At 58.4% G+C, this 4,656-nt stretch carries 7 protein-coding genes; all 7 read right to left on the bottom strand.

The genetic code is table 11. The features are described 5' to 3' along the window. Positions 1 to 170 precede the first annotated feature (170 nt). The gene (hypB, locus tag ABX749_RS22910; protein ID WP_372898030.1) at positions 171 to 863 is read right to left on the bottom strand and encodes a hydrogenase nickel incorporation protein HypB; all 693 of its coding nucleotides are present in this window, start codon (positions 861 to 863) and stop codon (positions 171 to 173) included. Further along, positions 860 to 1,237, bottom strand: coding sequence for a hydrogenase maturation nickel metallochaperone HypA (locus ABX749_RS22905; RefSeq protein WP_372898029.1), 378 nt, complete (start codon positions 1,235 to 1,237; stop codon positions 860 to 862). The genes hypB and ABX749_RS22905 overlap by 4 nt, the downstream gene beginning before the upstream one ends. Further along, positions 1,230 to 1,697, bottom strand: a complete 468-nt coding sequence (locus ABX749_RS22900; protein WP_372898028.1) for a hydrogenase maturation protease — start codon at positions 1,695 to 1,697, stop codon at positions 1,230 to 1,232. Before ABX749_RS22900 ends, ABX749_RS22905 begins: the two co-directional genes overlap by 8 nt. Positions 1,698 to 1,791: 94 nt before the next feature. Continuing rightward, positions 1,792 to 3,225: a Ni/Fe hydrogenase subunit alpha gene (locus ABX749_RS22895; protein WP_372898027.1), complete on the bottom strand. Its 1,434-nt coding sequence runs from the start codon at positions 3,223 to 3,225 to the stop codon at positions 1,792 to 1,794. Positions 3,226 to 3,233: 8 nt separating this feature from the next. Further along, positions 3,234 to 3,776: an NADP oxidoreductase gene (locus ABX749_RS22890; RefSeq protein WP_145219146.1), complete on the bottom strand. Its 543-nt coding sequence runs from the start codon at positions 3,774 to 3,776 to the stop codon at positions 3,234 to 3,236. After that, positions 3,773 to 4,516, bottom strand: coding sequence for a bidirectional hydrogenase complex protein HoxU (gene hoxU / locus ABX749_RS22885; protein WP_372898026.1), 744 nt, complete (start codon positions 4,514 to 4,516; stop codon positions 3,773 to 3,775). Before hoxU ends, ABX749_RS22890 begins: the two co-directional genes overlap by 4 nt. Continuing rightward, the coding region (locus ABX749_RS22880; protein ID WP_372898031.1) for an NADH-ubiquinone oxidoreductase-F iron-sulfur binding region domain-containing protein at positions 4,517 to 4,656 on the bottom strand (140 nt) is incomplete at its 5' end.

Genomic DNA, 4,656 nt, shown 5'->3' with positions numbered 1-4,656 from the left:
GGTGTCTAGCCTTTAGGCGATTCCTTCTCGCTGCTCCGCAGCGAGCGTGGGCGGCTAAAGCCTGCACACCAGCGCACGTTGGTGTCTAGCCTTGAGGCGATTCTTGGTCGCTGCGGAGCAGCGAGTGTGGGCGGCTGAAGCCTGCACACCAACACGTCTGCCTTCCTTCTTCACTTCGTCCGCTGCTGGTTGCCGGCAACGTCGAGCCCCCGCAGGCTCCGTAGTCGCTCGAGCAACTCCGCCATTCCCTCGCCGGTCTTGGCCGACACGTCAAAGGTTTCGATTCCCGGGCGGACCGATTGCAGGCTACGCTTTGCCTGGGCGGCATCGAATTCGACGGCCGCCGCAAGATCCATCTTGGTGATCACGGCCACGTCGGCGGTGTTGAAGATGGTGGGATACTTGAGCGGTTTATCTTCGCCTTCGGTCACCGAGAACAGGACCAGACGCAAGGCCTCGCCGAGGTCCCACGTGGCGGGACAGACCAGATTGCCGACGTTTTCGATAAACAGAAAGTCCAGTTCGTCGGTGTTCCAGCCCTGAAGGGCGTCGGCGACCATGTCCGCTTCCAAATGACACACCGTTCCGGTCGTGATCTGCTTCGTCGGGACTTCGGCCCGGGCTAAACGTCGGGCATCGTTGTCGGTGGCCAGATCACCGACGAGCGCAGCGACTCGATAATTCTCGCGCAGACGAAGCAACAAGTCCTCCAACAGCGCCGTCTTGCCCGCGCCCGGACTGGACACCAAGCTGACAACGGTCACGCCGTCTTGTCGAAACCGCTCCCGCAGCTCCCTGGCCAGCACATCATTTTGTTTCAAGATCTTCGTGCGGACTTCGACAAGGCGGGTTTGAGAATTCATGCTTTGATATCCGGATCAGTGATTTCCAGCGCAGTGACTTCCAACGCAGTGATTTCCATTTCTCGCCCGGCGACCACATGGTTGGAGGGCGTTCGGCAGACCGGGCAGACGAGTTCCTGGATCGACTCGACCGGCTGTTCGGCCTGACAGTGTTCACAGTAGAGGACGATCGGCACGTCTTCCACCACCAGTCGAGCCGCGGGCAAAGCCGAGTGTTCGCGGGCCAGATCGAATGCCGAGAGCAACGCGGACTTCACGATCCCCGAGAGCGGACCGAGTTTGATATGGACGGCTTCGACGCAATCAATGTTCCGACGTTCGGCTTCTTCGGCCGCGATATCCAAGATATTCAATGCGATGGAGAGTTCATGCATCAGCGATCACCTTCTCCGACTCGATCACCCGCAGCGTCTCGTCGACCATTGCCGCGACAGCCGATTCCGTTGCGGGGGTCAAACAGCGATCGCTCAACTCGAACGTCCGGCCTCGAAAGGTGATCGCGAACGCTTCCGGAACGTCGCCATACAAACGACGCGTGAGACTCAACAGCGTGCCGAGACTCAGCTGGTGCCCGAGTGCTTCGGCAGCATTGGTTTCATGCAGCCGTCGGACGAGAACCCGATCGGCAGGGCCTTCGATCGACGCGTCCAGGAAAACAACGCGTCCGGCTTCGCTGAGTTCTAATGCCAGATCGGGTGTCGGCTCGCACCGGTTGATGACACGGACCACTTGCGGATCAACGGCCTGCCGCACCCGTTCGGCGGCGATGGGCCCGAGCGCATCGTCACCGCGCAAGGTGTTTCCGAGGCCGATGACGAGTGCGGTGAGTTTCAAGTTTCAAGTTTCAAGTTTCAAGTTTCAAGTTTCAAGTTTCAAGTTTCAAGTTTCAAGTTTCAAGTTTCAAGTTTCAAGTTTCAAGTTTCAAGTTTCAGGAAACGTGCCGCAGCAACTGATCGAGGACCTTCCCGCGTGAGTCTTGCAATTCGATTCGCAGCGGCATTTGGCCGAAGGCGTGCGAGGCACAACTCAAGCACGGGTCGTAGCACCGGATCACCGCTTCGACGCGATTGAGCATCCCTTCCTGCATGTTGTTGCCGTCGACGAAGTGTTTGGCCGCTTGCTTGATGCCTTGATTCATCGCCAGGTTGTTGTGGCCGGTCGCGATGATCAGGTTGGCCCACGTGATCAGACCGTCGTCGTCGATCTTGTAGTGGTGAATCAACGTTCCCCGAGGAGCTTCGGCAACCCCGATGCCCTCGTCGCTGTTGCCACGTGCGCGGGCTCGCACCCGCGTGTCCAGAATATGGGGATTGTCCAGCAACTCCTTCATCCGTTCGAGCGCATAGATGATTTCGACAAGTCGGGCGAAGTGAAAGTGAAAGCTGCTGCTGACCGGACGATCGTGCTGCAGGGCGCGAAATTCGTCCAGCGCCGCGTCGGCGAGTTTGGTCCCGCAGAAATCACAGTTATTCAACCGCGCCAACGGCCCGACACGGTAGATCCCCTCGGGGTAGCCTGCCGGCAGATAATACGGAAACTTCATGTACGAATACGGTTCGACCGCTTCACCGATGACGCGTTCGTATTCCTCCAGCGGAACCATGTCTTCGACGATCGCGCCGTCTGCGTCCTTGATCCGAAAGTATCCGTCGTAGTGTTCCAGCCCGCCGGTCGGTTTGATCAGGCTCAGGTACATCGTCGGAAAGTTGCCGAAGTGTTCGATCTCCTCGGAAAACTTTCCGATCAAGCCCTTGAAGGATTCGAAGGTGCGTTGGGCGATCTCCAGGCCTTCGGGAAGCATCGCCAACATTTCGGCACGTTTCTCTTCGGTGATCGGCGCGCTGACGCCACCGGGGACCATCCAGCCGGGATGAATCTTCTTGCCACCCAAAATTTCGATAATCGTCTGACCGATCTGCCGCAATCGGATTCCATCTTTGGCCAATTGCGGATCGACGGCCAACAAGCCAAAGATGTTTCGCGACTTCGGGTTCGAATCCATGCCCAACAGCAGGTCGGCCGAGGAGAGATGGAAGAACGAGAGTGCGTGGGATTGCATCAATTGAGCCAGGTTCATCAATCGTCGCAAATTGGCCCCGGTCGGCGGAATCGTCACGCTCAACAGGTGATCGCAGGCTTTGGACGAAGCGACCAGATGACTCACCGGACAAATGCCGCAGGTCCGGGCGGTCAACGCGGGCATTTCGGGGAACGGCCGTCCCTCGCAAAACTTTTCAAAGCCGCGGAACTGGGTCAGATGGAATTTTGCATCATCCACGTTGCCGTCATCGTCCAGGTGCAGCGTGATGTGCGCGTGACCTTCGATGCGAGAAACGGGATCGATTTTGATCGTACGTCCCATGGCGGACTTCAGGCTCCGAAGCGGGTGATTTGGGTGGGATCCGGTGTGCGGCCGGCGATCAGTTCGGTCAACACGTACCAGATGGTGTCGGCCGACGGAGGACAACCCTGGACAAACAGGTCGACGTTCACGACATGATGAATCGGCACGACGGTCCGCAGCAGCGTCGGCAAGCTTTCGGTGGGCCGGCCGGGTTGTGCTTGAACGGTTTCGACGAAGGCGTGATCGAAAACATCATCCAAATCGAACGTGTTTCGCATCGACGGCACGTTGCCGCTGACGGCGCAATCGCCCAGGCTGATGAGAAACTTGCAACGCTCGCGGAACATTCTGGCGATCTGCAAATTCTCTTCGGTGCTGACCGCGCCTTCCAGAATTCCGACATCGACGTCGACGGGTAATTCTTTGGTGTCGACGATTGGGCTGTAAACGATGTCGACTTTCGCGGCCAGTTCGATCAACCGTTGATCGAGATCCAGGAACGACATGTGGCAGCCCGAGCAGCCGTCCAGCCACGCGGTCGCCAACGTGATTTTGGCTGAATCGCTCATCGGTTGCCCCGCATCTGCGCCAGGTACGGCAAGAATTCGTCGTGTTTTTCCATTTCTCCGGCCGCCGTTCCTTTCTTGACCAACGCCCCGGTCGGACAGACCTGAACGCACTTTCCACACGAAGTGCACGAGCTGCTGTCACCCCAGGGTTGGTTCAAATCGGTGATCACCTGGCATTCGATGCCGCGGCCCATCACGTCCCACGTGTGGGCGCCTTCGATTTCGTCACAGACGCGCACACAGCGGGTGCACAGCACGCAACGGTTGTGGTCGACGCGATACATTTCATGCGTTGAATCGACCGCGTAGGGCTGATTGCGATAGGGAACGCGGACGTGATCCATGCCGCACTCGGCTGCCAGATCCTGCAGTTCGCAATGTCCGTTGGAGACACAGACCGAACAAACGTGATTGCGTTCGGCGAACAACAATTCCAGGATCGTGCGTCGGTAGCGTTTCAGCCGGTCGCTGTGAGTCGTGATCACCATGCCTTCGCTGACCGTCGTTGAGCAGGCGGAAACCGGCCGGGGGTAGCCTTCGATTTCGACGACACACAACCGGCAGGCGCCCCACGTGCTGAGTCCTTCCAGGAAACACAGCGAGGGGATGCGAATGTTGTTCGCCTGAGCGACGTCGAGAATGGAGTCCGTTTCGCGGGCACCGATGTCGTGTTCATTGATCTTCAACGTGACGACGCGGACTTTCACGCCGGTCGAGGCTGTAACGGGAGGTCCAGGCATTTAATTGTCTCCCGTCACGACTGGTAAACGTGGCATGCGATCGGACTCGGGACGCAGCTTTTCATCGTACTCGTGCCTGAAGTAGCGCAACGTGCTGAGCACGGGATTCGGTGCGGTCTGTCCGAGTCCACAGAGGCTGG

This window comes from Stieleria sp. (genome assembly GCF_041595215.1).
Lineage (GTDB): Bacteria > Planctomycetota > Planctomycetia > Pirellulales > Pirellulaceae > Stieleria > Stieleria magnilauensis.
This window is presented reverse-complemented; position numbering and strand designations above follow the sequence as displayed.